The organism is Peteryoungia ipomoeae, assembly GCF_004912165.1.
GTDB classification, from domain to species: domain Bacteria; phylum Pseudomonadota; class Alphaproteobacteria; order Rhizobiales; family Rhizobiaceae; genus Allorhizobium; species Allorhizobium ipomoeae.
The window spans coordinates 243,083-267,436 of the sequence record NZ_STGV01000005.1 but is presented as its reverse complement, the minus strand read 5'-3'; the positions used below and the strand labels follow the sequence as shown (position 1 = coordinate 267,436).

The 24,354-nt window shown below is 60.7% G+C and carries 29 protein-coding genes; 9 read left to right on the top strand and 20 right to left on the bottom strand.

The features are described from left to right. Positions 1 to 175 precede the first annotated feature (175 nt). The 3 genes from omp10 to FAA97_RS16055 form a co-directional block, all read right to left on the bottom strand. Positions 176 to 541, bottom strand: a complete 366-nt coding sequence (gene omp10, locus FAA97_RS16065; protein WP_136599573.1) for an outer membrane lipoprotein Omp10 — start codon at positions 539 to 541, stop codon at positions 176 to 178. 197 nt (positions 542 to 738) lie between these two features. Then, a complete protein-coding gene (locus tag FAA97_RS16060) occupies positions 739 to 2,181 on the bottom strand; it encodes a homospermidine synthase (RefSeq protein WP_136599572.1) in 1,443 nt (480 codons plus the stop codon). Between the two features lie 140 nt (positions 2,182 to 2,321). Further along, the gene (locus FAA97_RS16055) at positions 2,322 to 3,209 is read right to left on the bottom strand and encodes a heme-dependent oxidative N-demethylase family protein (RefSeq protein ID WP_136599571.1); all 888 of its coding nucleotides are present in this window, start codon (positions 3,207 to 3,209) and stop codon (positions 2,322 to 2,324) included. A gap of 145 nt (positions 3,210 to 3,354) precedes the next feature. On the opposite strand from FAA97_RS16055, the gene FAA97_RS16050 reads away from it, so the two are divergent. Together FAA97_RS16050 and FAA97_RS16045 are read left to right on the top strand one after the other, a co-directional pair. Further along, positions 3,355 to 3,597, top strand: a complete 243-nt coding sequence (locus FAA97_RS16050) for a hypothetical protein (RefSeq protein WP_136599570.1) — start codon at positions 3,355 to 3,357, stop codon at positions 3,595 to 3,597. Next, positions 3,594 to 3,884 carry a type II toxin-antitoxin system RelE/ParE family toxin gene (locus tag FAA97_RS16045; RefSeq protein ID WP_136599569.1) on the top strand — a complete coding sequence of 97 codons (291 nt, stop codon included), beginning with the start codon at positions 3,594 to 3,596 and terminating at the stop codon, positions 3,882 to 3,884. Before FAA97_RS16050 ends, FAA97_RS16045 begins: the two co-directional genes overlap by 4 nt. 9 nt (positions 3,885 to 3,893) lie before the next feature. Here FAA97_RS16045 and FAA97_RS16040 read toward each other — a convergent pair whose 3' ends face one another. The 6 genes from FAA97_RS16040 to FAA97_RS16015 all read right to left on the bottom strand — a co-directional run bounded on the left by FAA97_RS16040 (position 3,894) and on the right by FAA97_RS16015 (position 8,964). After that, the gene (locus FAA97_RS16040) at positions 3,894 to 4,178 is read right to left on the bottom strand and encodes a YciI family protein (RefSeq protein WP_136599568.1); all 285 of its coding nucleotides are present in this window, start codon (positions 4,176 to 4,178) and stop codon (positions 3,894 to 3,896) included. Between the two features lie 9 nt (positions 4,179 to 4,187). Then, on the bottom strand, positions 4,188 to 4,808 hold the full coding sequence (locus FAA97_RS16035) for an aminotransferase class IV family protein (RefSeq protein ID WP_136599567.1): 621 nt from the start codon (positions 4,806 to 4,808) through the stop codon (positions 4,188 to 4,190). After that, positions 4,793 to 5,959 carry an aminodeoxychorismate synthase component I gene (locus FAA97_RS16030; RefSeq protein ID WP_136599566.1) on the bottom strand — a complete coding sequence of 389 codons (1,167 nt, stop codon included), beginning with the start codon at positions 5,957 to 5,959 and terminating at the stop codon, positions 4,793 to 4,795. The genes FAA97_RS16035 and FAA97_RS16030 overlap by 16 nt, the downstream gene beginning before the upstream one ends. Positions 5,960 to 6,043: 84 nt before the next feature. Then, on the bottom strand, positions 6,044 to 6,502 hold the full coding sequence (locus tag FAA97_RS16025) for a hypothetical protein (protein ID WP_136599565.1): 459 nt from the start codon (positions 6,500 to 6,502) through the stop codon (positions 6,044 to 6,046). A 37-nt stretch (positions 6,503 to 6,539) separates the two neighbouring features. Further along, positions 6,540 to 6,914 carry a hypothetical protein gene (locus FAA97_RS16020; protein ID WP_136599564.1) on the bottom strand — a complete coding sequence of 125 codons (375 nt, stop codon included), beginning with the start codon at positions 6,912 to 6,914 and terminating at the stop codon, positions 6,540 to 6,542. A 211-nt stretch (positions 6,915 to 7,125) separates the two neighbouring features. Then, positions 7,126 to 8,964 carry a M3 family oligoendopeptidase gene (locus FAA97_RS16015; RefSeq protein WP_136599563.1) on the bottom strand — a complete coding sequence of 613 codons (1,839 nt, stop codon included), beginning with the start codon at positions 8,962 to 8,964 and terminating at the stop codon, positions 7,126 to 7,128. 249 nt (positions 8,965 to 9,213) lie between these two features. Here FAA97_RS16015 and FAA97_RS16010 point away from each other — a divergent pair, with 249 nt between their 5' ends. Continuing rightward, on the top strand, positions 9,214 to 10,755 hold the full coding sequence (locus FAA97_RS16010) for a sigma-54-dependent transcriptional regulator (protein ID WP_136599562.1): 1,542 nt from the start codon (positions 9,214 to 9,216) through the stop codon (positions 10,753 to 10,755). Positions 10,756 to 10,966: 211 nt separating this feature from the next. Further along, entirely contained in the window at positions 10,967 to 12,778 is a 1,812-nt protein-coding gene (locus FAA97_RS16005) for a peptidoglycan L,D-endopeptidase MepK (RefSeq protein ID WP_136599561.1), read from the top strand. Between the two features lie 72 nt (positions 12,779 to 12,850). On the opposite strand, the gene FAA97_RS16000 is transcribed toward FAA97_RS16005, so the two are convergent. From FAA97_RS16000 to FAA97_RS15990, 3 genes are all read right to left on the bottom strand, one after another. Beyond that, positions 12,851 to 13,117 (bottom strand): DUF2312 domain-containing protein, encoded by a 267-nt coding sequence (locus FAA97_RS16000; RefSeq protein WP_054148241.1) that lies wholly within the window; start codon positions 13,115 to 13,117, stop codon positions 12,851 to 12,853. A gap of 87 nt (positions 13,118 to 13,204) precedes the next feature. Continuing rightward, positions 13,205 to 13,510 (bottom strand): DUF1244 domain-containing protein, encoded by a 306-nt coding sequence (locus FAA97_RS15995; RefSeq protein ID WP_136599560.1) that lies wholly within the window; start codon positions 13,508 to 13,510, stop codon positions 13,205 to 13,207. Positions 13,511 to 13,520: 10 nt separating this feature from the next. Beyond that, positions 13,521 to 14,330, bottom strand: coding sequence for an N-formylglutamate amidohydrolase (locus tag FAA97_RS15990; RefSeq protein ID WP_136599559.1), 810 nt, complete (start codon positions 14,328 to 14,330; stop codon positions 13,521 to 13,523). A 185-nt stretch (positions 14,331 to 14,515) separates the two neighbouring features. Here FAA97_RS15990 and FAA97_RS15985 point away from each other — a divergent pair, with 185 nt between their 5' ends. After that, positions 14,516 to 15,022: a DUF1036 domain-containing protein gene (locus tag FAA97_RS15985; RefSeq protein WP_136599558.1), complete on the top strand. Its 507-nt coding sequence runs from the start codon at positions 14,516 to 14,518 to the stop codon at positions 15,020 to 15,022. Then, positions 15,022 to 16,461 (top strand): pyruvate kinase, encoded by a 1,440-nt coding sequence (gene pyk / locus FAA97_RS15980; RefSeq protein WP_136599557.1) that lies wholly within the window; start codon positions 15,022 to 15,024, stop codon positions 16,459 to 16,461. Before FAA97_RS15985 ends, pyk begins: the two co-directional genes overlap by 1 nt. Positions 16,462 to 16,516: 55 nt before the next feature. Here pyk and FAA97_RS15975 read toward each other — a convergent pair whose 3' ends face one another. The 6 genes from FAA97_RS15975 to FAA97_RS15950 form a co-directional block, all read right to left on the bottom strand. Next, a complete protein-coding gene (locus tag FAA97_RS15975) occupies positions 16,517 to 17,578 on the bottom strand; it encodes an alpha/beta fold hydrolase (protein ID WP_136599556.1) in 1,062 nt (353 codons plus the stop codon). Positions 17,579 to 17,654: 76 nt separating this feature from the next. After that, entirely contained in the window at positions 17,655 to 18,362 is a 708-nt protein-coding gene (locus FAA97_RS15970) for a tetratricopeptide repeat protein (RefSeq protein WP_136599555.1), read from the bottom strand. A 111-nt stretch (positions 18,363 to 18,473) separates the two neighbouring features. Further along, the gene (gene ykgO / locus FAA97_RS15965; protein ID WP_006726873.1) at positions 18,474 to 18,599 is read right to left on the bottom strand and encodes a type B 50S ribosomal protein L36; all 126 of its coding nucleotides are present in this window, start codon (positions 18,597 to 18,599) and stop codon (positions 18,474 to 18,476) included. A gap of 171 nt (positions 18,600 to 18,770) precedes the next feature. Further along, complete coding sequence (locus FAA97_RS15960) at positions 18,771 to 19,838, bottom strand: 5-(carboxyamino)imidazole ribonucleotide synthase (RefSeq protein ID WP_136599554.1); 1,068 nt, start codon at positions 19,836 to 19,838, stop codon at positions 18,771 to 18,773. Next, complete coding sequence (gene purE, locus FAA97_RS15955; RefSeq protein WP_136599553.1) at positions 19,835 to 20,335, bottom strand: 5-(carboxyamino)imidazole ribonucleotide mutase; 501 nt, start codon at positions 20,333 to 20,335, stop codon at positions 19,835 to 19,837. Before purE ends, FAA97_RS15960 begins: the two co-directional genes overlap by 4 nt. 18 nt (positions 20,336 to 20,353) lie before the next feature. After that, positions 20,354 to 20,557, bottom strand: coding sequence for a YdcH family protein (locus tag FAA97_RS15950; protein ID WP_136599552.1), 204 nt, complete (start codon positions 20,555 to 20,557; stop codon positions 20,354 to 20,356). 234 nt (positions 20,558 to 20,791) lie between these two features. Here FAA97_RS15950 and FAA97_RS15945 point away from each other — a divergent pair, with 234 nt between their 5' ends. Further along, entirely contained in the window at positions 20,792 to 20,968 is a 177-nt protein-coding gene (locus tag FAA97_RS15945) for a YdcH family protein (protein ID WP_136599551.1), read from the top strand. Positions 20,969 to 21,093: 125 nt separating this feature from the next. Here FAA97_RS15945 and FAA97_RS15940 read toward each other — a convergent pair whose 3' ends face one another. After that, entirely contained in the window at positions 21,094 to 21,354 is a 261-nt protein-coding gene (locus tag FAA97_RS15940; protein WP_136599550.1) for an ArsR/SmtB family transcription factor, read from the bottom strand. 68 nt (positions 21,355 to 21,422) lie between these two features. Then, positions 21,423 to 22,199 carry a sulfite exporter TauE/SafE family protein gene (locus FAA97_RS15935; protein WP_136599549.1) on the bottom strand — a complete coding sequence of 259 codons (777 nt, stop codon included), beginning with the start codon at positions 22,197 to 22,199 and terminating at the stop codon, positions 21,423 to 21,425. Between the two features lie 107 nt (positions 22,200 to 22,306). On the opposite strand from FAA97_RS15935, the gene FAA97_RS15930 reads away from it, so the two are divergent. Together FAA97_RS15930 and FAA97_RS15925 are read left to right on the top strand one after the other, a co-directional pair. After that, complete coding sequence (locus FAA97_RS15930; RefSeq protein WP_136599697.1) at positions 22,307 to 22,954, top strand: thiamine phosphate synthase; 648 nt, start codon at positions 22,307 to 22,309, stop codon at positions 22,952 to 22,954. 8 nt (positions 22,955 to 22,962) lie between these two features. Further along, positions 22,963 to 24,159 (top strand): tetratricopeptide repeat protein, encoded by a 1,197-nt coding sequence (locus FAA97_RS15925; protein WP_136599548.1) that lies wholly within the window; start codon positions 22,963 to 22,965, stop codon positions 24,157 to 24,159. Positions 24,160 to 24,354 lie beyond the last annotated feature (195 nt).

Below are 24,354 nucleotides of genomic sequence, written 5' to 3'. Positions count from 1 at the left end.
CCGAAAGATTGCAGGTCTTCATGACAACAATCCCGTCTCGCGCAGACCCCAATGTTTTCATCAAGCCCGCGGAAGGGCAAGAAAAAAGGCAGGCCGTGTTGCATGTTAGGTTTGGCTGAAGAGCGAAAAAAAAGCGGCCAGTGGCCGCTTTTTCGTCTCATATGGAAAGGCGCGATCAGGCGCGGCGCGCAAGCGAGAACTGTGCACCGCTGTCGGAGGTGCAGTTGAGCTGGCTCGGCGTGACCAGTGCGCAGTTTACCTTCTGGCGGGTGTTGCGCACCAGCGAGGTCATGTTGATCTCGACCAGGCGCTCGTTCTGCAACACATAGGAACCGGAGGCGAGCAGCTGATTGCTGTCCGTCGTCCGCGTGCTGAAGGTGCCGCCCTGGAAGGTCGATACGATGCCGTTCGGATCGACCCATGCGCCCTCAATGGACGGTCCCTGTTGAACAGCTGGCAATTGCCGGGCCGGACCCGTGCTGTAGCATGAGGAGAGGGCGAGGCTGCAGGCTGCGATCGCCGTGATGGCACGAATGTTCATTGGTTGCTCCCACCTGAGTGGCCTCCGGAATTAATCGGCAGCCATTGTGTATCATTTGGAACCATGCCGTGAAGGATCGGCCAAAGCAAGGCGTGGAGACCGGGTGAGGGTGCTTATCCCGGCCTTGCTGTGGCGCATCTGCGACATGCGAAGCCTGCTCGGTTAAGAAGCAGGCTTCGTCTTGTGTTCCTTCCCGATCAACGGACGAGGATGTTCTTGAACTGCCAAGGATCCTTCTCGTCGAGGTCTTCCGGGAAGAGGCCCGGGCGACCGTCGAGCGGGGTCCAGTCGGTGTAGTGGCCTTCGACCGGGCCGAGATAGGGCGACTGCACTTCGAGGCAGCGCTTGTAATCCATCTCGTCGGCCTCGACGATGCCGGCCTTCGGGTTTTCCAGCGCCCAGACCATGCCGGCGAGCACGGCGGAGGTCACCTGCAGGCCGGTGGCGTTCTGATAAGGCGCGATGCGGCGCGTCTCTTCCAGCGACAGGCGCGAACCGTACCAGTAGGCGTTCTTCTCGTGGCCGTAGAGCAGCACGCCGAGTTCGTCGACGCCGTCGACGAGTTCGTCCTCGTTCAGGACGTGCAGGACAGGCTGCTGATTGCCGCCATTGCCGAACATTTCATGCAGCGACAGAACCGCGTCATTGGCCGGATGATAGGCATAGTGGCAGGTCGGACGATAGACGACTTCGCCGTCCTTCTCGACGGTGAAGTAGTCGGCAATCGAGATCGACTCGTTGTGGGTGACGAGGAAGCCGTATTGCGGGCCCGGCGTCGGGCACCAGGTGCGCACGCGGGTGTTGGCACCCGGCTGTTCCAGATAGATCGCGGCCTTGCAGCCCTTCTTGTGCTTCTTGGCGTTTTTCGGCATCCAGTTTTCATGGGTGCCCCAGCCGAGTTCAGAGGGCTGCAGGCCTTCCGAGATGAAGCCTTCCGCCGACCAGGTGTTCCAAAAGACGTTGAGCGGCTTCGGGTTCTTGGTGCGCTGGGTGTCGCGCTCGGCGATGTGCACGCCCTTGACGCCGACCTTCTTCATCAGCCTGGCCCAGCCTTCGCGGTCGTTCTGGTCCGGTTCCTCGAACTTCAGGCCGATTTCATGGGCAAGGTTGACCAGGCCCTGCTTGACGAACCAGGACACCATGCCCGGATTTGCACCGCAGGTTGAAACGGCCGTCGAACCGCCTGGATTCTTTGCCTTTTCCTGGCGAACGGTCTCGCGCAGCGCGTAGTTGGTGCGCTCGGAATTCTTCATGTTCTTGTCGAAGTAGAAGCCGAGCCAGGGCTCGACGACGGTGTCGATGTAAAGCACGTCGAGCTTGCGGCAGAGCTTCATCAGATCCAACGAGCCGGTGTCGACCGAGAGGTTGACGCAGAAGCCCTGGCCTTCGCCTTCCGTCAGAAGCGGCTTCAGGAGCTTCTTGTAGTTGTCCTTGGTGACATGCGCCTGGATATGCTTGATGCCGTGCTTGGCGAGCAGTTCCGCTTCGTCGTTGCGCGGGTCGATGACGACCATCCGGCTCTTGTCGAACTTGAAGTGGCGTTCGATCAGCGGCAGGGTGCCGCGGCCGATCGACCCGAAGCCGATCATCACGATCGGGCCGGTGATCTCGCCGTATACCGGGTAGGTCTTTTCGCTCATGTCCGTCTCCTTGGAAGCCCGCTTCTTTCGGGCTGTGTTTCCGGCCTGTTTCGGTGGGGCCGGAGCGATAGTGGCGGTTCTAGATCACAAAACTCTGACACAATAAAGGGCGTCCAACGCCCCGAGAATGTCGTCCGCGCCTATTTTTCCGCGCCGGAGGTTGCACGTAGACGCTCGATGAGCCGAACCCTCTGGACATCAAGGCCTTTATAGGCGGATTGCTGATCGGTGAGCGCCTCGAGCTGGCGTGCGAGTTTGCCTGCGAGGCGCGGTCCATCGGCATGCCGGTCGAAGAGTGTGACAGGGTCGAGATAGATGCGAATGGTGAAGACGATGGCGCCCGTCTTCGGCAGTTTCGTCAGGGTCTGGCGTTCGACGCGGACCACGGCGTCTTGCGGCTCTGCCGTGTCGTTGCGGCCCGTTTCGGGGTGATGCAGCTTTTCCTGCCAGTTGATCGACCAGTTGAAACGCTCGGCCGGTTGGCCCGGCTGGAGATTTTCGAAGATGCGGTTGATCATGACGGCATTGCGCGTTCCCGCCTCAAAGCCTGGCACATGTCTGTGCACCTCCTCCATCGGCCGATCGAATTTTTCGGCCAGCGACCAGGAGGAGGGGAAGGAGAGATGGGCGGCGGCAATGCACCAGCCAGATTCGCGCTTCTGCATGATGACGAGGTCGTCTTGGACCAGCATGCCTGCCCGCATCAGCGGCGGCATGGTTTCGTCTGCAAGGTCGACCGTGTGCCCTACCATCTCAAATTGGTTGCCGTTGCGGCGATAGATCCTCGGATGATTGGCTTCCAGATGTGCCACCAGTGCTTCCAGACATTCGTGCTGGGCGGCCAGGCTGTCTTCGGTGGCACGGAAGACCTCGTGCCTGTGGGTGGCAACCAGCGTCCGCTTCGCAGCGAGATAGCGTCGGAGGTGACTATCCGGCTCGATCCAGTGTCTGGGGTCGAGTGCGGAGAGGCCGATGGTGAAGGGGCGGTTCAGGGTGGCGTAGGGTGTGTGGGTGAAGGTGGTGGACATATGTGCCAGTCTCGATTTGCGGTCACCCTGACGCTTTGCTAATCTGATGACAAGACAGGCTTTGCTGTGGATCGCGATCTGCGGGGAATTGGAGTGTCGACCAATGTCGGGAAATCTACCAAACGTTGTTGTTTCGGAGAAAACGATGACACGCCTGCGGCAGTCCGCTCGAGACAGCCAGTTGGAGGAGCGCGAGGTGGTGGAGATGGCGGTTGCCGAGTATCTCGACCGTCAAGAGATGGAACTGGCAGTCGTTAAGAATGGTCTTCGGCCCGACGCCGGGCGCGGGCTGATCTCTCATGAGGCGATGAAGGCCTGGCTGGAAAGCTGGGGCGAGGATGACGAGTTGGTTCCTCCGCAGCCGGATCATGCCCGTTCTCTGCCATGAGACTGATCTGGGCGACGACCGCGCGTGACGATCTCGTTCACATTCGCAGATATATCGCCCGCTTTCATTCCGCTGCTGCCGGTCGGGTCGCAGCTCGCATCCTTGCTAGTGTCGAGCTTCTGCCTCTCCAGCCTGAGCTGGGCACACGCACCCGGCTTGCAAACATCCGGCGGCTGATCGTTCCGGGTACGCCCTACATCGTCTATTACAGGCTTCATACAGACGTTATCGAAATCCTCGAAGTTTTCGACGGGCGGCGGGAAGCGCCAAGGAGCAGCGGCGACTGACCCCGCATCTCAGTCCTTCAAGCCCTCAAGCCCAGCCGCCGCCCGGCTTACAACAACTTCGGTCACGTCGCAGATGGCGATGCCTTCGATGACAAAAGGATCGCTTGCTGCATAGGTTTCGATTGCGGCGCGGTCGCCTTTTGCCAGGATGACGCCGCCGGTGCGTGGGTTCTTGCGGCCGGAGGCGAGAAAGAGGCCGCTTTCATAGCCGGCATTCACCCAGTCCATGTGCGGCTGCATCAGGCGATCGGCGTCTTCGGAGGGTTTTACATAGGTGAGGGAGAGAATGAACATGCGTTCGCTTTATTCCACTAATTCGGCGCGGATGAGCCCACGCAGGGAGTTTCCGACGAAAAGCTTGCGCCGGCGCAGGTCGTCGATTTTCAGCACCTCGCCGCGGGCCTTGCGCTCGCGGATCAGTTCGGCACGCAGAACGCCGGGCAGCAGGCCGCTGGTCAGCGGCGGGGTCAGGAGCATGTTGTCATCGGCCTCGGCGAAGAGGTTGGTGATCGTGCCTTCGCAGACTTCGTCGCGCTCGTTGAGCAGGATCACTTCGTCGGCGTCCTCCTTGGAAAACTCCGCACGGGCGGCCTCATAGGGTTCGCGGCGCGACGTCTTGTGGCGGAAGAGACTGTCTTCGGACTGAAGGCGGGTTTTCGCAACCCGGACGCGCCAGACCGTATCCTCGGGCAAAGGTTCGAACGGCGTTGCCGTGATCTCCATCTTGCCGCGATAGGTCATGACGAGGCGAACGCGCAGCGCCGTCGTCCCGGAAATTTCCTTGGTCAGCCGATTTTTGACATCCTGGGGCTGGCGAAAGCCCAGCGCATCGGCGGAGCGGGACAGGCGGCGCAAATGCTGGTCAAGCCGGAGAAACCCGGCGTCCGGCTGCCATCGCATTGTCTCGATCAGCGAGAAATCCATTGATCACCCACGGCAAAGCGCGCCTTCAGCAGGCATTCCTCATATTCGGCCTCCGCCTTCGAATCGAAGACGATGCCGCCGCCGACATTGAAGACGGCCCGGCCGTCGTTGAAAAGCGAAATGGTGCGGATTGCCACCGAAAATCGCATGGGGCCCGCGGGATCACACCAGCCGATTGCGCCGCAATAGGCGTCGCGTGGCCCAACTTCGAGGGTGTGCAGGATGCGCATGGCCCACATTTTCGGCGCGCCGGTGACCGAACCACAGGGAAAGAGGGCAGCCATGATTTCGGGCAGGCCGATACCCGCTTTGAGTTTGGCGCGCACACGGCTCACCATCTGGTGGACGGTCGGGTAGGTTTCGATGGCAAAGAGTTTTGGCACATCGAGAGTCCCGACTTCTGATATGACCGAGATGTCGTTGCGCAGGAGATCGACGATCATGCGATTTTCGGCCTGGGTCTTTTCGTCTTCCAGCATGGCCGCAATGATTGCCTCATCCTCGTCTGGCGACGTGCCGCGCGGCGCCGTTCCCTTCATCGGATGGGTCTCGATCCAGCCGTCTTCGTCAACGGAAAAAAAGAGCTCCGGCGAGCGTGACAGCAAAACCGGCCCGGCCAGATTGATCAGGGCGCCGTAATGCACCGGCTGACGGCCGACCAGAGACCAGAAGGCTGCCTGCGGATCGCCGTCCCACCGCGCTGTGATCGGCATGGTGAGGTTTGCCTGATAGCAGTCACCTTTGCGCAAGTGGTGGTGCAGCTGGTTGAAGCGTTCCCGATAGGCTTCGAGATCCCAGGCCGCGCGCGGCTCGGCCAAGAGCGGGGCATTGCGGATGTTGGCGGATGGTTGCGCCAGGGGATGATCCTCTGGTGCCGGCGCATCGAAGATGCCCATGGCGATCAGCGGTGTCTCGCGCCCCTCGACAATCAACGGTTGAAGCTTGTCCTCGAAGGCAAAGCCGGCCTCATAGGACAGGTAGCCGGCCAGCCATTTGCCGGATTTTCGGGCTTGCTCCAGTCGCTCCAGCGCCGGCCGGACCTCATCCGCCGTCCGCGCCAGAACAAGCTCGCGCGGGGCGGCAAAGACGAGGCTCTTTCCGGCACGGTCGTCGCGGAAGAGGGCGTAAGGGGTGGATCTGTTTTCAGTCACAATATGCGCATCGATGTCCGAGGATCACAGCGGATCCTGTTTGGTTGACAAAGCTGAAGCTGGCGTTCGATTTCACATCAGCCATCAAGCGGCGATGGAATGTTTCTGCAGCTCTATCGAGTGCGTTTTGCCCCGCCGCTTCGACCGGGCCTTGGAGGCCGACCTACCGGTCTCCTGTCTCGGAGAAGGCATGGCAGTATCCGTTGCCTGTCGTTCCAGATCAGCAAGAGCTTCCACCGAGAAAACGGTTGTGAACTCATCTCCCGAGAAGCCGGAGCGAAAGGCAAGCACAGACTGGTCGATCTGCGAAAATTCGAATCTGATTTCATCCTCTGGCCATAGATCGGCAATCTGGGCACCAAAAATGAACAGATCTTCCAGCGCCGCTTCGTCCGATGCGTCGGATTCTTCGATCAGGACGGTCACAAGGTCGAGGAATTCTGCATGCGTCTCCTCATCCAAGAGGACGCTGCGGAGTTTCGCCCGCTCGACTTTGCCCAGCCTCTGAATTTTCTGCAGATATTTCTTGAAGGTCTCGTTCATTCCGATTTCCACCTTCGACTTGGCTTTAAAAGTGAGCCTATATCCCTTGGAAGTCGATGTCTATTCTCACGCCTTCAGCTACGAAACGTTCGGCTGCGGCATTCAGTTGCATCTCGGTTCGTCCGCAGTTTAGGCCGTAGCGTCCTGAGGAATTGTTAAGTTCCCAGAAGCCCTGGGCTTCATCGTCCGCGCGCAGGATCAGTTCCCCGGCAATTCTGCCGCGATGCGGAGGCGGCAACAAAGATGGATGGCCAAGCTTTTGCCAACCTCGTGATCCCTCAGGATTGAGGATCAGGATCGGGATGGACAAGTCGGAGACCGGGCTCGTGGCTTCCTCGATTGCCAGGCGCAGGCCTGCCTCCTCATCGAGTATCCACAGGAGCTTGACTGATAGAAAGATGTACCGGCTCATGACGCAGCGCATCCTGCGCTCGCCGCATGAAGTCGAGAAGGACGGTCGAACGGGGATCGTCCGAACGGGATAGGTGTTTTCGAAGCAGCGACTTCGGCTGTCGCGACCTTTCCCATTCTCGTATACCCCGCCCTGCCGGCAGCATGGCGATGCCGTACTTCTGATCTAGATCCATCTGCGCCCATCCCCTGCAACGAAATGGATCTACAGCCTATGCTTGTCTGTCAAGCGCTTCCAGTTCATCGATCAGCCCCTCGATCATCGACAGCCCCTTGGCCCAGAACGACGAATCGGTGGCGTCGAGGCCGAAGGGGGCGAGAAGTTCGGAATGATGCTTGGTGCCGCCGGCCCTCAGGAGTTCGAAATACTTGTCCTGGAAGCCCTGATCGGCGTTCTGGTAGACCGCATAGAGCGAGTTCACCAGGCAGTCGCCGAAGGCATAGGCGTAGACATAGAAGGGCGAGTGGATGAAGTGGGGGATATAGGTCCACCAGGTTTCATAGCCTTCGGAGATCTTGATCGCAGGCCCAAGGCTCTCCTGCTGCACGGAGAGCCAGAGTTCGCCGATCTGCTCTGCGGTCAGTTCTCCCTCCTTGCGCGCCGTGTGGATCTTGCGCTCGAACTGGTAGAAGGCGATCTGGCGCACGACCGTGTTGATCATGTCCTCGACCTTCTGGGCAAGCATCGCCTTGCGCTCGCGCTTGTCCGTGGTCTTGTCGAGAAGGGCGCGGAAGGTCAGCATCTCGCCGAAGACGGATGCGGTTTCTGCGAGCGTCAGCGGCGTCTGGCACATCATGGCACCCTGGCCGCCGGCAAGCACCTGGTGCACGCCGTGGCCAAGTTCATGGGCAAGCGTCATGACATCACGCGGTTTGCCAAGATAGTTCACCAGCACGTAAGGGTGGGCTGACGGTACGGTCGGGTGGGCAAAGGCGCCGGGCGCCTTGCCGGGCCGGGCCGGGGCATCGATCCAGCCGCCGTCGAAAAAGCGGCCGGCGATCTCTGCCATCTCCGGCGCGAACCCGCCATAGGCAGAGAGCACCATATCCTTAGCTTCTTCCCAGGGGATGATGCGATCAGGGGTTTCCGCAAGCGGCGCATTGCGGTCCCAGAAGTTCATCTGCTCCATGCCGAGCCACTTGGCCTTCATCTTGTAATAGCGGTGCGACAGGCGCGGATAGGCTTCGCGGACGGCCTCGGCAAGCGCGTCCACCACCTCGCGCTCGACGCGGTTGGCGAGGTGGCGCGAGTCGGCGATGTCTTCAAAGCCGCGCCAGCGGTCGGAAATGTCCTTGTCCTTGGCGAGCGTGTTGGTGACCAGCGTGAAGATGCGGGCATTTTCCTTGAACGTCTTCGACAGCGCTTCGGCCGAAGTCCTGCGCTTTTCCGGATCGGCATCCTGAAGGAGCGTCAGTGTCGGCTCAAGCGGTATGTCCTCGTCGCCGACCTTGAAGCGCAGAGAGGCCAGCGTTTCATCAAAGAGACGGTTGAAAGCTGCAGCTCCCGTCTGGGATTTTTCAAGGAATAGCTGCTCGATACGGTCATCGAGCTGATGCGGCTTGTCCTTGCGAAGGTCGACGATCCAGGGGCGGAAATGCGCAAGGGCCGGGTCGCGGTCCATGGCGGCGTCAACCGCGTCGTCGGGCAAACGGTTCAGTTCCAGGGGGAAGAACAGGAGGCGCGACGACATGTCGGTCAGCTTCGCCTGGATGTCGCCGAAGAATTTGCCATTCGCCGGGTTCGTCATGTCGGAATAATAGGTGAGACCGGCATAAGAGGCGATGCGGCCCAGAAGATCCTCCAGCGCGTCCATTTCAGTCGAGGCCTGGGCGAGCGAGGTATCCCCGACCGTCTCGAGCGCTTCGGCAAGCTTGCCCTTCCACTTCACTTCGAAGGCCAGTGCGTCCGCTGCTGCCTTTTCAACAGCGCCCAGAAACTCGGCGGATGTCTGACCGGGATAGAGATCCTCAAGTCGCCATGTCGGTAGCTCTCCAAGATCCCGCGAGGTGCTGGCCTGGGCTTCGGCGGGCGCGCTTTTGACGACAAACATGGGAACTCCTCGGAATGTGTTTCGAATGGCAGATGTAGTCAGTCCCGTGCGTGGCGGCAAGTTTCTTGCCTGTGCCAGAACGAGTTCGATACCCCGTCACCCGCCTGTGGATTGTGCCATAACTGGTTAAAGCTCGTTAAAATTCGAGCATTTCTCCCAACAACATGTTCAGTCCTTTCTGTCACTCTCGGACACCTTGAACCCAGGAGCGCGCAGGCCGCGCAAAGCCGTTCACCCGGGGAGACGACATTGAACGCCCATGTTCTACTCATCAATGAAGATGCAGCCGAGCGCCGCAGCATGAAGGCTGCCATCGAAGCGCAAGGCCATGTGGTGCATATTTCAGACACAGGCGAGGAGGGCATCGACCTTCTGTCGCGCCATCGCGATGACATCGGTGTGGTTGTGTTTGACGCATCGGGTCCCGTCACAGCAGCGGATGACCTCTTGCCGGCACTTCTGGAGATCAATTCCTCACTTCCGGTGATTGTCGAGGTGACGGAAGGCGCAAACGAGCTTGCGCTGGACGCTGTTCGCGCCGGCGCTTTCGATTTTCTCGTCAAACCTGTCAGCAGCGAGCGTCTGGTCGGGGTGCTTGACGCCGCACTGAAACTGCACAACGTCACCCAGCAGGCCAAGCCCGCACGGCGGCTGCGGGGTGGTGCCGTCACCTTCGCCGATATCGTCACGGTCAGTGCCTCGATGTCACGTGTCGTCGAACTTGGTCGCCGTGCAGCGCAATCGCTGATCCCGGTGATGCTGGAAGGCGAGATGGGGGTTGGCAAGGAAACGGTGGCGCGGGCCATCCATGCGGCAAGCGAACGGGGCGGTCGGCCCTTTGTCAGCGTCAATTGCAGCGCCATATCGCCGGCGCAGATGGACGAGATGCTGTTCGGCTCGCAGCGTTCAGCCGCGAATGGCGCAGGCACGACAGGCAAGTTCTTCGAGGCGGAAGGTGGCACACTCTACATCGATGAGGTCGCCGAACTGCCGCTGCAGGTTCAATTGCGCCTGCTCAATGCCGTGCAGGACGGAGAACTTGTTCGTGCCGGTCAGGATCGGCCGGTGAAGCTCAATGTTCGCCTGATCCTCGCCACCAGCCGGGACCTGATCGAAGAGGTCAAATCCGGCCGCTTCCGCGAGGATCTCTATTACAGGCTGAATGTCTTTCCCATCACGATCGCGGCGTTGCGCAGGCGCAAGGAGGATATTCCGCATCTTGTGCGCAGTTTCGTCGAGCGTTTCTCGCTTGAGCAGAGGCTGTCGAAGACCCTGTCGATCGAAGCCTCGGCCATGGCGCTTCTCACCGCCTTCGACTGGCCGGGCAATACGCGGCAGCTGGAAAACGCAGTATTCCGGGCAGTCGTGCTCGCTGACGGTGTCAGCCTCAAGGAACGAGATTTTCCGCATATCGCCGCCCAGGTGGCAAGCCGCCGTCCGTCCGGGCTCGGTTTTGTCGGCGAAAGCATGTCGAGCAGCGATCCTTCGGCCATTGCCAAGGCGCAGGCGGCCCTGTTTGACCGCCCGCCCGCCGGGGCGAGCCAGACCGTTGCCCAGACGCAAGCCTATGCTGCAGCGGCCATGGCCAATGTGATCGTCAGTACCGATGATGCCGGCAATGTTCGCAAACTGGCGGAAATAGAGGAGGAACTGATCCGCTTCGCCCTCAAATTCTACCGTGGCCAGATGAGCCAGGTGGCCCGCAAGCTCGGCATCGGCCGCTCCACGCTTTACAGGAAACTCAAGGACTACGGCATCGATCCAGATAACCCCCAGAAAGACGCGGCTTGATCCGCATCAACGCGATGGTGTTAACTCCCGGGTAAGCTTAATCACCTATCAAGGCTAACTACTTGTTAGGCAAGCGTTCACCGTATATGAAGCGCTTGTGCGGCTGTGGCGCAGTTGCCATGCTAAGACCGCATTTGGCGTTCATTTCAGGTGGCGTGGGACCTAAGTCTTTCTTACGGGGATAGAGTTGCAGGCATCGCGAGAAAACAGTGTGCTCCAATATGACGGCGCGCACATAAAGCACACTGACCCGGCGCCGTTTCTTGCGACGCGTCTTTTCTCGGTGCTTTTTGCAGCATTGCTGATTTCCGTCGTCACACTGTGTGCTGCCGGTCAGGCTCGCGCCGAGACCCGAACCCTCAATATCGAATTCGTGCATACCGGCGAACGCGCTTCAATTACCTTCAAGCGCAACGGTCGCTATGACGCCAAAGGTCTGAAGCAGCTCAACTACATCCTGCGCGACTGGCGCCGCAATGAGCCGACGAAGATGGATCCGCGGCTCTTCGACCTCGTGTGGGAAGTCTATCGCCAGTCGAAGGCGACGGGTTATATCAAGGCCGTATCCGGTTATCGTTCGCCGGCCACCAATTCCATGCTGCGGTCGCGCTCCAAGGGCGTGGCGAAGGAAAGCCAGCACATGGAAGGCACGGCGATGGACTTTTACATCCCCGGTGTTCCGCTCAAGCGCCTGCGCGAGATTGGCGTGAAGATGCAGGCGGGTGGTGTTGGCTATTACCCGAACTCCGGCTCGCCCTTTGTTCATATGGATGTCGCCGGTGTCCGCGCATGGCCACGGATGAACCGCCAGGATCTCGTGCGCCTTTTCCCGGACGGCAAGACCGTGCACATTCCCTCCGATGGCAAGCCTTTGCCCGGTTACCAGCAGGCTATGGCGGAATACAAGCGACGTCTGGCCAGCGGCAATACGGTGATGGTCGCCGAGGAAAAGACGACAGGCAAGCGCCGCAATCTCTTGGCGATGCTGTTCCGCGGTGGCGACGAGGATGAGGCCGAAGACGTGCCCGAGGCCCCGCAGCGCCCGGCTGTCGCTTCGCAGCCGCAAAGGCAGGAGCCGGCGCCGGCAGCCCCATCTGTGGTTACGGCGAGCGAGCCTGCTATGGTTGCGGAAGCATTGCCCGGCGTGAATGCTCCCGTTCCTGGTTCTCGCCCCGCCCTTCGCTCGGCTGACAGCAGCCTTGCCGTCGCGCTCTATCAGCCGCCACGCAACGCTGCGGGTGAAGCCCTGCAGCAGGTCGCATCGGCGACGCCGCAGGTTGCGGAGCCGCAGGCGAGCGAGTTTACCGATCTTGCCGAAATTGCCGTGCCGGTGCCAAACCTGCTTGGTCCGCGTAACGCCCCCGGCGATGCATCGAATGTCATGACCGCATCGATCGACCCGAGCGTTCAGGCCCTGTTGGCCAGCTACAACGATGGTGCCGTGCCGGTTCCGGCAAACAGGCCGGCGGTTGCCGAAGCGCTGCTGTCCGGTGCGCAGGCCGATACGGAAGCCGAAGTCGATGAAGTCGAGCAGGCGATTCTGTCCCCAGAAGCGGCGCAGGCGCTGGAAGATAGCAATGGCATGCAGGAGCCGGTGACGGCCGTGCCGCAGATGCGGGCGAACTCACCGATCGTCAAGGCGCCGCAGCCTGGTCAGCGTCCGACCGAAGTGGCCTCGATCGCTCCTCCTGAGCGCCAGACTTCGGCTGCACGTCTGGGTGATGGTTTCGATGCTCCCGAGGCAAAGTCGGTTGCAGCCGATCCGGCCGTCCCCGTAAAAGGTGGTCGCCCGGGCCAGGAAGAAGCCGAGCGCGCCCACCTGGCGATGTATGGTGGCGCGGCTTTGACAAAGACCATGCTGGAGAAGTGGGCGATGAGCCAGGGCCGTTTCGAGGCGTCAGCCGCCAAGCCGGGCAAGGCCTCGCGCGTCATGTCGCGCACGCTGTCGGCGCCGGCAACGGTTCCGGAAGGCTTCCGCCTCGATGCGACGACCATCGATCCCACCCGCTTCGGTAATCCCTGATCTGGACACTGAAAACTTGATAAAAAGAAACCCGCCGAGAGGCGGGTTTATTTTTGATCCTGTCTTCAGCGATCAGCCTTCCGGCGGGCTTTCGATCATGCCGAGGGCGTGCAGATAGGTGTCGAGGATCAGATCTTCTTCCATCCGCTCCTGATCGTCCTTCTTGCGCAGCGCGATGACCTTCTTCAGGATCTTGGTGTCAAAGCCCATGGACTTGGCTTCGCCGTAGACGTCCTTGATGTCGTCTGCGATCGTCTTCTTTTCTTCTTCAAGGCGCTCGATGCGCTCAACGAAGGCGCGGAGCTGGTCGCGGGCGACGCCGTGGGCGGCATCAGACATGGGCATTCTCCTTCATTTCGGGATAGACTGTTTGGTGGCGCTCAGGTGCCGCGAACAAGGCGCGACGTCAAGAGCAAAGCGCCACGCTCATTCCTGTGGGCGGTTCTTTTCGAAGGCCTGTTGCTGCTCAGGCGTGGCTTCGCGTTGATGCTCAGACTTCCACTGCTCATAGGACATGCCGTAGATGATCTCGCGACTTTCGTCCTTGGTCAGGTCGAGGCCCTTCTCACGGGCGGTGTCGAGATACCAGTTGGACAGACAGTTGCGGCAGAAGCCCGCCAGGTTCATCAGATCGATGTTCTGGACATCGGCCCGATTGCGCAGATGCGATACCAGGCGGCGAAAGGCCGCGGCTTCGAGTTCGGTCTGCTCGTCTTTGGTCGGCAATGTCATGGTCAGCTCCTCAAGACGTGGTGGTCGCGGCAGGGTAGGCGCCGGTACGAGACGCGTGGACACGATATTCGTGCAGCTTCGGGTCGGCATTGAGGCGCTTGAAGATCGGTTCGAGCCGCTTGGCCCAGGCCTCGACACCGGCATCGTCCGCAATCAGATCCTGACGCACTTCCAGAAGCGCATGCGGGATGCCTGTCGTCATGCAGTGGCGATACAGGGTGTCGCCCTTCAGCGCGCCGTCATAGGGTTCGTTGTCTCCCACGAGAACATCGCCTGCCTGAGACAAGTCATTGATCAGCGGATGGACGGCGCGGTCATCGGTATCCCAGAGCACGGCCGCGTGCCATGGTCTGGCGACACCCTTCCAGGCTGGCGTATAGGAATGAAGCGAGAGCACCAGCGGCGCCTCGCCCGTTGCCTTCGCGATTCTGTCGATCGTCTGAGAGATCGCTGCGTGATAGGGCCGGTGATAGGTCTCGATCCGATGTTGCCACTCGTCCGGGCTGATTGGATGATTGCCGGGAATGATGGCGCCATCCGAGATCCGCATGATGATGGTCGGATCGTCTTCGCCGCGATTCGGATCGATCAACAGGCGGGAAAAACGCGACATGACGGCGGGTGCGCCCAGGCGTTTTGCCAGCTGGCGCGTCAAAGGCTCTATGCCGATGTCATAGGCAATGTGACGACCAAAGGCGCTGTCGGGCAGGCCTAACTTGTGATACCGGGGCGGTATAAAATTCGTCGCGTGATCGGCGAGTAACAACAAGCCGCTGTCATAGCGACCGTCTATAATCTCGAAAACAGGGGTGTCGGTCATCTCGGGAAAGCCAATTCAGGAGGTGAGGGCTTGATCGCATGGGGAATGGGGGAGCGCAAGCTTTCATGGCCGTCACGTTTGTGCCAAGATCAAACATGAAGGTCCCAGGACTGGCCGGGGGCGGTAAATATAATCGATTAGAGTTGCGTTGACATTCTCTGGCCAGCATCGCAAGAAGGCATCCCATGCGCATTTTTGGAGTTCCGGCGGCAATCGTGCAGAAGCAAATCCGACAGACTTGCAACCGCGTCGCCGCGCGTTTTCTTACCCCTTTCCTCATTGCGGGCGCGTTGTTCGTTCCCCTTCTTTCGGCCACTGCTGCGCATGCCGAATTCAGGGTCTGCAATGGTACGCCCAATCTAGTCGGCGTCGCCGTCGGCTATCGGGCTGAAGAGGGGTGGATTACGGAAGGTTGGTGGCAGGTTCCGGCTGGTACCTGTGCCACCCTGATCGAAGGCGAACTGCAATCGCGCTATTACTATCTCTATGCTGAGGATGCCGCTCGCGGTGGCCGTTGGGCCGGGGACATCAACATGTGTGTCGCCGAAAACGAGTTCAAGATCGTTGGCGTGAAGGACTGCTTTGCGCGCGGTTATCAGCAGATGGGATTCAAGGAATATGACACCGGCAGGCAGGGGAGCTGGATGGTCCAGCTGTCCGATTCGTCGGGCACCCAGGAAAGCCAGAACTGATGAAGCGCAACCGCAAAGTAAAGATCCTCGCAACCCTCGGTCCCGCCTCCTCCGACGAGGCGATGATCCGCAAGCTGCACGAAGCTGGCGCTGATCTTTTCCGCATCAATATGAGCCATGCCAGCCATGATGTGATGCGTAGCCTGGTTCAGCGTATCCGCAGCGTCGAGGCCGCCTGTGGTCGGCCGATCGGTATTCTCGCAGACCTTCAGGGTCCGAAGCTGCGCGTTGGCAAGTTTGCCGACACCACGGTCGAACTGAAGCCGGGACAAACCTTCACGCTCGACAACAACGAGGCGCCTGGCGATACGACCCGCGTCTACCTGCCGCATCCGGAAATCCTGGAATCGGTAAAGCCCGGCGATCGGCTGCTGATCGATGACGGCAAGCTGCATCTGAAGGCTGAAAAGTGCGATGGCAAAAGCATCGTCACCACAGTCGTTTCGGGCACCAAGATCTCCGACCGCAAGGGCGTGAGCCTGCCTGACACCATTCTCGCCACCGGCGTTCTGACCGACAAGGACCGCGCCGACCTCGACGCCGTTCTCGCCGTCAACGATGTCGACTGGGTGGCGTTGTCCTTCATCCAGCGTCCGGAAGATCTCGCCGAAGTGCGCAAGATTGCCAAGGGTCGCGTCGGCCTGATGTCGAAGATCGAAAAGCCGCAGGCCATCGAGCGAATCGACGAGATCATCGCGCTGTCCGACGCACTGATGGTTGCGCGCGGTGACCTTGGCGTGGAAATGCCGCTTGAACGCGTTCCCGGTATCCAGAAGCAGCTGATCCGCGCCTGCCGCCGCGAGGGCAAGCCTGTCGTGGTCGCGACTCAGATGCTCGAATCGATGATCACGGCTCCCGTCCCGACACGCGCTGAAGTGTCCGACGTTGCGACCGCCGTCTTCGAAGGTGCCGATGCGATCATGCTTTCCGCCGAATCGGCCTCCGGCCAGTATCCGGTCGAAGCCGTCGCGACCATGGCGTCGATTGCTGAGACGGTCGAGCGCGAGCCGCACTATCCGGGCATCATCTACGCCCAGCGCGCCCAGCCGGAAGCAACCGGTGCGGACGCGATTTCGCTGGCTGCCCGCCAGATCGCCGAAACGCTCCGCCTGCAGGCGATCGTCTGCTACACCTCGTCGGGCAATACCGGCCTGCGCGCCTCGCGTGAGCGTCCTGAAGTGCCGGTTCTGGCGCTGTCGCCGGTTATCCAGACCGCGCGCCGTCTGTCGGTCGTCTGGGGTCTGCATTGCGTGGTCTCGTCGGAGCCGACCGATCTCGACGACATGGTCAACCGTGCCTGCCGTATCGCCGTTGAAGAAGGTTTCGGCAAGCCGGGCGACCGCATCATCATGTCTGCCGGTGTACCGCTCGGCACGCCGGGCTCGACCAATATGCTGCGCATTGCCTATATCGGCTCTGATGGCCAGACCGGGATCTGATTCCCGTTCCTTCAATTGTTACGAGAGCCGCCTTCGGGCGGCTTTTTCGTTTGCGCTACTGGCCAGCCTGCAGTGAAGGAGCCTTGCCGCCAGGCTCCACCCGACTTGCCGCAAGCACCGGCTCGATGGCGCGCGCCATGGCTTGCAGATCGCGTTTGATCCCCGCAACCGTCTCGATGGCAGCGATGGCGATATCGGTGACGACATAATCGGGCTTGTGTCCGAGATTTTCGATCCAGACCAGTTCAGAGCCTGCGATATCGCGGGCAAGGCCGCGGGAGTGGATCTCTTCCAGCACGATCTCGTCGCTGTCGCCGGTGATCACGACTGTCGGCTTGTCGATCTCGCGGTAGCGGGGCGAGAATGTCGTGACGTAATCATGCAGGCCGGCCACATCCGTTGCGTTGGCGCGAAAGCTGGACGGCCGCAGCACCAGGGCAGGGCCCGTCTCTTCGACATAGGTCTGCGAGCGTGGATTGGGGGCAAAGACATGATGGGTTGCAGCATCCAGCCGCATCATGCCGGCATGCAGCGCGAGCGTATGGCAGAAGAGCGGCCCGATCACGGGGGCAGAGGCGAGGTGATAATACCAGTCGACCCCGCCCGGCCAGGGATGGGTGGCGGCTGCCAGGAAGACCAGGCCTTCAACCTTTTCCGGATGCAGGACAGCGAAGCTTGCGGTGATCGCGCCACCGAAGGAATGGCCGACGATGACCGCGCGCTTGATGCCCTTCTTGTCCATAAGCTTGGCGATGGCATTGGCCTGGCCATCCGGCGTGTCATTCTCGGGGCCGCCGCGCTCGGAATAGCCATGCCCCGGACGGTCCACGAAGAGGAGTTCTGCCCGGCCGCGCAGAGGGTCGAGAAACGCACCCGCCTGATCCCGCAGATTGCCTGAGGCGCCGTGGATGAACACGATGGGCGGCAGATCCGCCTCAGGGCCTGCGGGTATGTGCAAGGCGTTGAGGCTGAAGCCACCGATATCCGTCAGGCTGCCGATATTGGGAAAGCGCGCCTCGATTGCGCGGGCGCGTAAGTGTGTTGCGATGGCCAGAGCAAGCGGGACGAGAATTATAACAGCGAGAAAAACGAGGCTCAGGCGAAGGGAGAGGGACACATGGAACTCGCAGGTTACAGGCAGGGCTTGCGATCAAATCGGGCGCTGTCCGCCAATCGTCAAGCCTGCTGGGCAACTATGTCCTCTGACCGGCGATTTCTTCCGCCAGCGTGCTGACACGGCTCTGCACCTCCCGATCGGCCGGGAAGATGTCGAGGTAGCGTTGCCAGGCGGAAAGTGCAGCTTCCTTGCTGCCGCGTTCGCCCAAAATGCCGGCGAGGCCCGCTATCGCGCCAAAGTGCCTTGGCTCCAGTTCTAGCACGCGCTCGATGTCGGAGATCGAACGGCGGTAATTGCCCATGGTGAAGTGCAGTGTGGCCCGCTGATTCCAGGCGCCGGCAAAATCCGGTTTCAGCACGATTGCCTGATCGAGGAAATCAAGTGCAGCGGCATTGCGTTTTTCTCCCGCAGCCTTTGCCGACCATTCCATCAGCAGATTGACTGTGGGGCTTGTGGAGGTTCCCCAGCGGTTCATCAGCGTATTGGCGACCTGGCGCGCAGCCTCCGGGCTTCGCGTGCGTTTCAGCTCTGCAACGAGTTCGTCGACGCTCTTCGGCTTTGCGGGTGCCTTGATCGCATCCTTTGCCGGAATGCGCTCGATCGCGGTTTCCGGTGTTGCCTTGGGCAGGCCTTCGATGACCGGTGGGCTGGTTTCCGCTGGCGGCGAAGGCATGGGCTGATCGAGCATCGGCTCTTCGGCAGCCGCAGCATGGCTCCAGCCGGCGAGGGCCATTGGGGTGATCAGCAATGAGGTGGCGAGGAGTCGCAAAGAAAAACGGCGCATGAAGAGACCGTAATCTCTTAGCGCCGTCTTTCAAACTCAATTTTTAGACATCGACACGCCGAATTCGGCGGGCAGACCGGATTCATCCATGGGGCCTGGGCCCCAGGAGTATCAGCCCTGGCGGGCCTTGAAGCGCGGGTTCTGCTTGTTGATGATGTAGATGCGGCCCTTGCGGCGAACCAGACGGTTGTCGCGATGACGGGCCTTGAGCGCTTTCAGCGAGTTCTTGATCTTCATTTTTCTGGTCCACAACAATGCCGGGGAACTGTTCGTCCACCGTAATCTCAAACAATCAAAAGCGCGCCGGTGGGCGCGCCCCTGAAGAGTTGGCGGCAATTAGCCTCAGGCATGTCTCAATGTCAACCTGCAGAGCGAAATTTGCCGACGAGTTCGACTGAAAATACGGGATTATCGGTCGCTCAGGGGCGTGATTTGCGTGACATGACCCATCTTTCGGCCTGCGCGCGCTTCGGTCTTGCCGTAGAGATGGACCAGCACATTGCTCTTTGCGAGCCAGGCAGGGACAGAATCGATGTCGTCGCCAATGAGATTCGTCATCACGCAATCGGAGTGACGCACAGGGTTGCCTAGCGGCAGTCCGGCAACGGCGCGGATATGCTGCTCGAACTGCGAGACGATGCAGGCTGCTTCCGTCCAGTGGCCGGAATTGTGCACGCGCGGGGCAAATTCGTTGGCGACGAGGCTGCCGTCTTGCAGAACGAAGAACTCCATGCCGACGACGCCGACATAGCCGAGGCCGTCCAGCAGCTTCGATGCGGACTGACGTGCGAGGTTGGCTGTCTCGGCAGAGATGGCCGCCGGCAGCGTCGAGGTATGCAGAATGCCGCCCCGATGGACGTTTTCGGTCGGGTCGTAGCAGCGGATCTCGCCCGAGGCGCTGCGGGCAGCGATGATCGACACTTCCCTGACGAAAGGCACGAAGCTTTCGAGTATGAGCGGGACACTGCCGAGTTCGGCAAATGCGTCGTCTGATGTGTCGCCCTTGCGGAAGACTTTCTGGCCCTTGCCGTCATAGCCGAGACGGCAGGTCTTCAGCACGCCTTCGCCACCGAAGTTCGAAAGGGCAGCTTTAAGATCGGCCTGGCTGTCGACGGCATGGAACCGGGCCGTCTCAATGCCGGCAGCATTCAGAAAGCGCTTTTCCGTCAGGCGGTCCTGCGAAATCTCAAGTGCCTTTGCCGGCGGGTAGACGGCGACGCTGCGTGTCAGCAGTTCGGCTGCCGTCACTGGCACGTTTTCGAATTCGTAGGTCACGACGTCGCAGAGCGCGGCAAGCTCGGCCAGCGCTGCTTCATCGTCATAGGCAGCAACAATCTGCCGGTTGGCCACCTGGGATGCGGGGCTATCGGCCTGTGGTTCCAGAATGACCGTACGATAGTTCAGCCGGGCAGCAGCCATGGCCAGCATGCGACCGAGCTGGCCGCCACCGATGATGCCGATCGTGCGGATGCTCATGGGGCCTCATCCACCGGATAGTCGCCAACGGAAGCCGTCTGGCGGGTGATCCAGTCATCGAGCCGATCCGCCAGTTCGTCGTCGTAGACGGCAAGGACGCGGGCCGCGAGCAGGGCTGCATTGACGGCACCGGCGCGCCCGATGGCCAGCGTGCCGACAGGAATGCCGGCCGGCATCTGAACGATGGAGTAGAGACTGTCGAGGCCGGACATGGACTTGGACTGAACGGGAACGCCGAAAACCGGAAGGGACGTGAGCGAGGCGACCATGCCCGGAAGATGCGCCGCGCCGCCCGCACCGGCGATGATCACCTTGAAGCCCTCGTCGCGGGCGCCCTTGGCAAAGGCATACATGCGGTCGGGCGTGCGGTGGGCGGAGACGATCCGCGCTTCATAGTCGACGCCGAGCGCGTCCAGGGTGTCTGCGGCATTCTTCATGGTTTCCCAGTCGGACTGGCTTCCCATGATGATCGCGACGGGGGGGCACTCAGCCGTCATCCGGTTATCCTTCTGCCTTCATGCGATGATGTCGGGAATGACCTGGTCTTCCAAGGCGGTGATCTTGTCCTTGATGACAAGCTTCTTCTTCTTCATCCGCTGGATGCGCAAGGCATCGCAACCGGTGGCCAGCATGGCGTTGATCGCTGCATCGTAATCTTCGTGCTCCTGGCGGAGCCTTGCCAAAGATAGCCTGATGTCAGCCTGTTCCTGATCCGCCATCGTTTTTCCCCAATTTAAAGCCTCAGCCAATCCTATAGGGACGTGCCGGAGATTCGTGCAAGCTCCTATCACCAAATACCGGTAACGGGAAGTTATCCTTCTCGGCGATTTTCTGGTCCCTTCCATGTCGTTTCGCCTTCGACAAACCGCATTTCTCGTGTCACATTACTTTCGCAAAGCCTGAAACTCTAGCGACTGAGGGCTGGAGGTAGGCGAAAAGGAAGGACGTATCAAATGACCATACAGGCTCATCTTGACTCGCTGCAGAAGAAGCATGGCGCTCTCGAGGAAAAGCTCCATGACGCGCTCGCATCTCCCTCCGTCGACGATCGACAGATCGCAGAGCTGAAGCGCCTGAAATTGCGTCTCAAGGATGAAATGGAACGCCTGAGAGCTTCGACACGCCATTGACTGCCGGGATTGCTGGCCCCGGCCAGGATCTGATGATCCCGATGTCCGCTTGGTGCCGCAACCCTTGAACACACGCCCCGGAGTTCGCTCGAACTTCGGGGTTTTATTTTGTCTTGAAGAGCTACTCAGGACCAGAACTGATCGAGCCACAAGCTCATCCGGTCGAAGCCTCCCGGACGAAGAAAATAGATCCGCCGTGTGCCTTCGGCGCGAACATCGACAAGGCCGCTGTCGAGCAAGGCTTTCAGATGTTGTGACACCGCGGGTCGGCTGATCGGCAGGGCTTGGGATATCTCGTTCACGGTCTTTGAGCCGCGCCGCAGATCCTCAAGGATCAGGCGCCGGTTGGGATCTGCAATCGCCATGAAGGGATCCGTGTTCGACATGGGGAAAGCCTAGGGCAGTTGGCAATGCCCGGCAAGCGCGAATGTGCGCCGCAACACCCCTCCAAAGGTCATAGGCCGAGTATGCCGACAGCCCCGTCGTAGAAGAGTTTCGAGCCGGCAATCAGCACCATGCCGTACATCAGCGGATAGAAGATTGCGGGGCGCAGGGTGTGCACCAGTTTTGCCCCGATCAAGGTCGAGACAAGCGCGACCGGGAGCAGGGTTGCCGACAAGGTTAGATTTGTTGTGTCGAGCTCGCCAAGGGCAAAATAGGGGATCAGCTTGATGGCGTTGAGGATGGCGAAATAGCGCGTCGAGGCGCCGGTATAGGAAAAGGGATCAAGCTTGAGCGGCAGGGTGTAGATCTGGAAGGGCGGTCCTCCGGCATGGGCGACGAAGCTCGCATAGCCGGAAAACGAACCCCAAATCGTCGCGGCGACAGGTCTGTGCTGCGTGGCTTTGGCCGGCGTGTCGCCCGCAACCGTCCGTCGCTCAAGGAAGTATTTCAGCGCAAAGACGAGGGAAATGGCTCCGAGCACCAGTCGCATGGCATCGCCCGAGACATAGCGCGATGTCGCCCAGCCCAGCGCAATGCCGATGAGCGCGCCCGGGAGGAGTGCCAGAAGCGTTGCCCGGTCGTTGTGCTTGCGCCAGGCCCACAGCGCAACGGCATCCATGACCAGCAGGATCGGCAGGAAAATGGCGGCGGCCTGCATCGGTGGAACAGCGAGTGCCAGCAGAGGCACGCCAATCAGGGCGAAAGCGCCGCCCAGCCCTCCTTTGGACAATCCGACAAGCATCACAGCAGGAATGGCGATCGCGTAGAAGTTCGGGTCTGTGAGCATTGTGCGGTTGATCCTTTCGGTGGAGCGGTCTATCGGATTTGTGTAGACAATACGAGGACCAATTCCGCAGGGTGCGGAGCTGTCCCATGACCGGATTGACCGCTGTAATGACAGAAGACCGCTGCCGTCTCGTTCTCATCGTTCCCGACATTGCGGATGCCGCAGACTGTGCCACGGTTGTGGGTGACGCCCTGCGCGGCGGCGATGTCGCCTCCGTCATCATTCCGCAGTATGGACGCGACGATCAGAGCTTCCAGAAGATTGCCGAAGCGCTGGTCCCGGTCATCCAGGCAGCAGGCGCTGCAGCGCTCGTCGTCGACAACAGCCGGGTGGCCGGTCGGGTCAAGGCGGATGGTCTGCACATTACCGGCAATGCCGAAGCGCTTGCTGAAGCCGTCGAGAAGCACACGCCGAAACTGATCGTCGGCGGCGGCAATGCCATGGATCGCCATCACGCACTGGAAATGGGCGAGGCGCAGCCCGACTACGTTTTCTTCGGCAAGCTCGACGGTGACATCAAGCCGGAGGCGCATTCCAAGAATATTGCGCTCGGTGAATGGTGGTCCGCGATGATCGAGATTCCCTGCATTGTCATGGGGGGCACCGATCCATCCTCCGCGGTTCCCGTTGCAGAAGGTGGCGTTGAGTTCGTGGCGCTTGGCAAGGCTGTGTTTGGTGAGCCGGGGCAGGCGGCGGCAATCGTTGCGCGGGTCAATGCGGAACTTGACGAAAAAGCGCCACGGTTTGAAGCTTAGACCGCGACATGCGTGAAACCCTGCCCATCCTTCGCCTGCTTTCCCTCGCTCTTCTTGCGGGCGTGTCCCTGCTGTCCTCTGTCGCGCTGGCGCAGGAGGAGGACGGGCTTGATATCGGTGAAGCGCCGGTCATCATCCCGGCGGATCCGGCCGATGCCGGGACGCTGCAGCCAAGTCCATCCAATCCGGCGGGCGCGACACCCGAGGTGGATGGCGATGCGCTTGAGCTTGATCGACGGGTGCGTGATTCGCAGCCGCCCGTCATGAAGGGCGGCAAGATTTCGCCGGATGGCGAGGCGGACCAGGGCATCAATATCTACCTGCGCATGGGCACGCCCTTGCCGGAGCTGCCGCCGGAGCGGCCATTTGCCGACGAGCCGGATGACGCTTATGGCGCCTTCCAGCGCGGCTTGTTCCTGACGGCGGTCGACAAGGCGATGCCGCGCGCCCAGCTTGGTGATCCGGCTGCTCAGACGCTGCTTGCGGAAATCATGTCGCGGGGCCTTGGCGTGAAGCGCGATCCCAAGGGGGCCGCCTTCTGGTACGGGCAGGCTGCCCAGGGCGGCGATCCCGCCGGCATGTTCAAGTATGCCCTCATCCTCATGGAGGGGCAGGTCGTTGAGCGCGACAAGAAGAAGGCCGACGACTACATGCGCCGCGCAGCAGAGGCCGGCAATGCTTCGGCACAGTTCAACTGGGCGCAGATCCTGGTGTCGGAAAACCCCGGTGTTCGCGGCCTGACCATGGCCATGCCCTTCTACGAGAAGGCTGCCGAGCAGGGCATCGCCGACGCACAATACGCGCTGGCGCAGGTCTATTCGGCGCTCAAGGATGTGCCCAAGGAAAAGAAGGACCGCGCGCGCGAATGGATGCATCGCGCCGCCCGCGCCGGCTTCGATACGGCCCAGCTCGACATGGGGTTGTGGCTGGTCAACGGCTATAACGGTCCGCGGGACTATGAGCTGGGCTTCCGTTGGCTGAGCATTGCTGCGAAGCGGGGAAATGTGGTGGCGCAGAACCGCCTGGCGCATCTCTATATCAACGCCCTTGGAACCTCTCCGAACCCGGTGGAGGCGGCCAAGTGGTATGTGCTGTCACGCCGGGCTGGCCTCAAGGATGTGGGGCTTGAGGATTTCTATCTCGGCTTGACGGAAGAGCAGCAAAAGCAGGCAATCGATCAGGCAAACCGCTTCCGCCGGGGGTAGGTCGGTCGATGGCATGGCGGTCCGGCCTGTTGCGCTCGCGGCTCTCGGCTGTCCTTAAGCCTGTAGCGGGTTAGGCGTTTCGCCCGGGCTTTGCCGTGCTTGCGGGTTTTTCCTTGAAATCCGGCAATATTTGTGGTCTTGAACCGGCCAACCGTCGCCACGCCCGCGCTTCCATCCAGCGCCGCATCAGCGTCC

Excerpts from the sequence above, each read along its gene's own strand:
- FAA97_RS15990 (WP_136599559.1), bottom strand. The coding sequence starts at position 14,330 with ATGACCGACACCCCTGTTTTCGAGATTATAGACGGTCGCTATGACAGC.
- FAA97_RS15925 (WP_136599548.1), top strand. The coding sequence starts at position 22,963 with ATGCGTGAAACCCTGCCCATCCTTCGCCTGCTTTCCCTCGCTCTTCTT.
- FAA97_RS16045 (WP_136599569.1), top strand. The coding sequence starts at position 3,594 with ATGAGACTGATCTGGGCGACGACCGCGCGTGACGATCTCGTTCACATT.
- FAA97_RS15950 (WP_136599552.1), bottom strand. The coding sequence starts at position 20,557 with ATGGCGGATCAGGAACAGGCTGACATCAGGCTATCTTTGGCAAGGCTC.
- pyk (WP_136599557.1), top strand. The coding sequence starts at position 15,022 with ATGAAGCGCAACCGCAAAGTAAAGATCCTCGCAACCCTCGGTCCCGCC.
- FAA97_RS15930 (WP_136599697.1), top strand. The coding sequence starts at position 22,307 with ATGACAGAAGACCGCTGCCGTCTCGTTCTCATCGTTCCCGACATTGCG.
- FAA97_RS16000 (WP_054148241.1), bottom strand. The coding sequence starts at position 13,117 with ATGTCTGATGCCGCCCACGGCGTCGCCCGCGACCAGCTCCGCGCCTTC.
- omp10 (WP_136599573.1), bottom strand. The coding sequence starts at position 541 with ATGAACATTCGTGCCATCACGGCGATCGCAGCCTGCAGCCTCGCCCTC.
- FAA97_RS15995 (WP_136599560.1), bottom strand. The coding sequence starts at position 13,510 with ATGACATTGCCGACCAAAGACGAGCAGACCGAACTCGAAGCCGCGGCC.
- FAA97_RS16040 (WP_136599568.1), bottom strand. The coding sequence starts at position 4,178 with ATGTTCATTCTCTCCCTCACCTATGTAAAACCCTCCGAAGACGCCGAT.
- FAA97_RS15945 (WP_136599551.1), top strand. The coding sequence starts at position 20,792 with ATGACCATACAGGCTCATCTTGACTCGCTGCAGAAGAAGCATGGCGCT.
- FAA97_RS16055 (WP_136599571.1), bottom strand. The coding sequence starts at position 3,209 with ATGTCCACCACCTTCACCCACACACCCTACGCCACCCTGAACCGCCCC.
- ykgO (WP_006726873.1), bottom strand. The coding sequence starts at position 18,599 with ATGAAGATCAAGAACTCGCTGAAAGCGCTCAAGGCCCGTCATCGCGAC.
- FAA97_RS16035 (WP_136599567.1), bottom strand. The coding sequence starts at position 4,808 with ATGGATTTCTCGCTGATCGAGACAATGCGATGGCAGCCGGACGCCGGG.
- FAA97_RS15960 (WP_136599554.1), bottom strand. The coding sequence starts at position 19,838 with ATGAGCATCCGCACGATCGGCATCATCGGTGGCGGCCAGCTCGGTCGC.
- FAA97_RS16050 (WP_136599570.1), top strand. The coding sequence starts at position 3,355 with ATGACACGCCTGCGGCAGTCCGCTCGAGACAGCCAGTTGGAGGAGCGC.
- FAA97_RS15935 (WP_136599549.1), bottom strand. The coding sequence starts at position 22,199 with ATGCTCACAGACCCGAACTTCTACGCGATCGCCATTCCTGCTGTGATG.
- FAA97_RS15940 (WP_136599550.1), bottom strand. The coding sequence starts at position 21,354 with ATGTCGAACACGGATCCCTTCATGGCGATTGCAGATCCCAACCGGCGC.
- purE (WP_136599553.1), bottom strand. The coding sequence starts at position 20,335 with ATGACGGCTGAGTGCCCCCCCGTCGCGATCATCATGGGAAGCCAGTCC.
- FAA97_RS15970 (WP_136599555.1), bottom strand. The coding sequence starts at position 18,362 with ATGCGCCGTTTTTCTTTGCGACTCCTCGCCACCTCATTGCTGATCACC.
- FAA97_RS16020 (WP_136599564.1), bottom strand. The coding sequence starts at position 6,914 with ATGAGCCGGTACATCTTTCTATCAGTCAAGCTCCTGTGGATACTCGAT.
- FAA97_RS16060 (WP_136599572.1), bottom strand. The coding sequence starts at position 2,181 with ATGAGCGAAAAGACCTACCCGGTATACGGCGAGATCACCGGCCCGATC.
- FAA97_RS16015 (WP_136599563.1), bottom strand. The coding sequence starts at position 8,964 with ATGTTTGTCGTCAAAAGCGCGCCCGCCGAAGCCCAGGCCAGCACCTCG.
- FAA97_RS15985 (WP_136599558.1), top strand. The coding sequence starts at position 14,516 with ATGCGCATTTTTGGAGTTCCGGCGGCAATCGTGCAGAAGCAAATCCGA.
- FAA97_RS16025 (WP_136599565.1), bottom strand. The coding sequence starts at position 6,502 with ATGAACGAGACCTTCAAGAAATATCTGCAGAAAATTCAGAGGCTGGGC.